The sequence below is a fragment of the Streptomyces sp. YIM 98790 genome (assembly GCF_011421595.1).
GTDB lineage: Bacteria > Actinomycetota > Actinomycetes > Streptomycetales > Streptomycetaceae > Streptomyces.
Genome location: NZ_WTLH01000362.1, coordinates 1 through 2,074, shown reverse-complemented (window position 1 = coordinate 2,074; position 2,074 = coordinate 1). Strand labels below are relative to the sequence as shown.

Below are 2,074 nucleotides of genomic sequence, written 5' to 3'. Positions count from 1 at the left end.
GGCGACGCACCCGCGGCCGGAGCCGACGCCGGCGCACCCGCCGCCGGGGCCGGGGTGGCTCCGCTGCGGCCGCTCCCGCCCGAGGCCGCGGCCATGCTGCCGCTGCTGGGCATCGCGGATGTCCGCACCTACAGCTCCAGTTCCACGGCGGCGGTGGCCGGCTGCGCGCCCTGGAACGCCTCCCGGGCACTGGAGCAGCTCGCCGCCGCCGGGGTGACGACCGCCCGGCTGCCCGGCGTGTTCACCCTCACCGAGGCGGGCCGGGAGGCCGCGGTGCGCGAGGCGGCCAAGCTGCCGCCCGAGCAGCACCGGCGCCATCTGGCCGGGCTGGCCTGCTGGTATCTGGGCTCGCTCTACCGGATCAACGTGCCGCTGGCGGTGCCCGGCAACTACCGGGTCCGCTACCACGACGGCGCCGACCGCTTCCCGCAGGGCCGGCTGTTCACCAGCGTGGACGAGGCGCTGCCCTGGGCCGACGAGGTGATGGAGGACGTGCTGTCGCTGGCCGTGCAGCTGTGCGTGCCGGAGTACGACGACGGGGCCGAGCTGGCCGGCCGCCCGCTGTCGTCCTTCGCCCTGGAGGCGGTCCGCGCGCTGGAGAGCTATCTGGCGATCCGGCTGCGCTGGCGCGTCCAGCGGCAGCTGAACGAGATCGTGCTGGCCGTGGCCGAGCGCCGCGACGACGCCTTCGCCCGCGCGGTGGCCCTGGGCCAGCTGGGCAAGGTGCACGCGCTGCGCGGCGAGGGCGACGCGGGCATGGTGCTGCTGGAGCGCAGCGAGGAACTGTTCCGCTCCGCCGGCCGGCAGCAGGAGGCCGTGGTGGCGCTGTCCAACATGGTGCCCTGTCTGGGCAACAGCGGGCGGATCGCCGAGGCTGCCGAGGTGGCCCGCCGGGCCCTGGCCGAGGCCCGCCGGATGGGCATGGACGACCTCCAGGTCACCATCCAGACCAATCTGGGCCGCTGCCATCTGCACCTGGGCAGCCATGAGGAGGCCCGGCGGCTGATCACCGAGAGCTATGCCGCCGCCCGGCTGCCCTACGGGCGCACCCACGCGGCCGGGGTGCTCGCCGAATACCACCTGGCCACCGGCGACTACACCGAGGCCGCCCGTTGGGCCGGCCGGGCCCTGGGGCACGCCGCCGAGCAGCCCTTCGACCCGTATCTGGTGGCCAAGCAGCGCACCTGGCTGGCGGCGGCGCTGCGCGGCATGGGGCGGGAGGCCCAGGCCCGGGTGGAGGAGATGCAGGCCGAGGCGCTGCTGGAGGACCTCAACACCCGGGAGCACAGCCGGCTGCGCCCGCTGCCGCCCGGAGTGACCCTGCACGGGCCGGGCGGTGCGGTACTGGAAGGGTTACGCAAGCAGGTGACACCGGCGGCCACGGACGGGGGGTCCTGAGGCCGGCACGTCACAGTGACGGCGCGGAGCGGCCGGGACGGCCGAGCCGGGCGGAGCCGTCCGCAGAGGGGCCACGGCCCGGGAGGGGCGAGACAGCGCGATGGTGGAGACTCTGATCGAGAGCCGGGCCGTTCCCCGGAAGGGCCGGCTGTCCTGGTGGCGCGAGGTGACGGACAACGCGCTGATGCCCACCCGGATGACCAGCGAGGCCGGGGACGACTTCCACGGCACCCTGCGCATCCGGCAGTTCGGCGCGGTCCGGCTCACCTGGATGGATCTGGGCCAGCTCACCTCTCTCCGGACCCCGCGCACCATCCGGCAGGGGGACCCCGAGGAGTTCCCCGTGGTGCTGGGGCTGAGCGGACGGCAGGGCATCAGCCAGGCCCGCCGGGAGGCCGAGCTCCGGCCCGGTGACCTGATGGTCTTCGACACCTCCCGGCCGTTCGCCAGCTGGGTGGGGCAGGTGGAGGGCGGGCGCACCGCCTCGGTCATCGCGCACATCCCCAAGTCGCTGCTGCCGCTGCCCGCCGACCGGATCGACCGGCTGGTGGCCGAGCCCCGGCCGCCCGGCGGCGGACTGCACACCCTGCTGTCCGACACTCTCGGCCGGCTCGCCATGGGGGACCCGGGCGCGGGCGCCGCCGCCGGCGGGGCGGCGGCCGGGGCGGCCGGGGCC

The 2,074-nt window shown here is 75.9% G+C and carries 1 protein-coding gene and 1 pseudogene; both read left to right on the top strand.

The window, feature by feature from the left end; genetic code table 11:
- The coding region (locus tag GQS09_RS28015; RefSeq protein WP_165990317.1) for a tetratricopeptide repeat protein at positions 1-1,398 on the top strand (1,398 nt) is incomplete at its 5' end.
- Between the two features lie 100 nt (positions 1,399-1,498).
- A pseudogene (locus tag GQS09_RS28010) lies at positions 1,499-2,074 on the top strand (hypothetical protein); the annotation flags it as partial.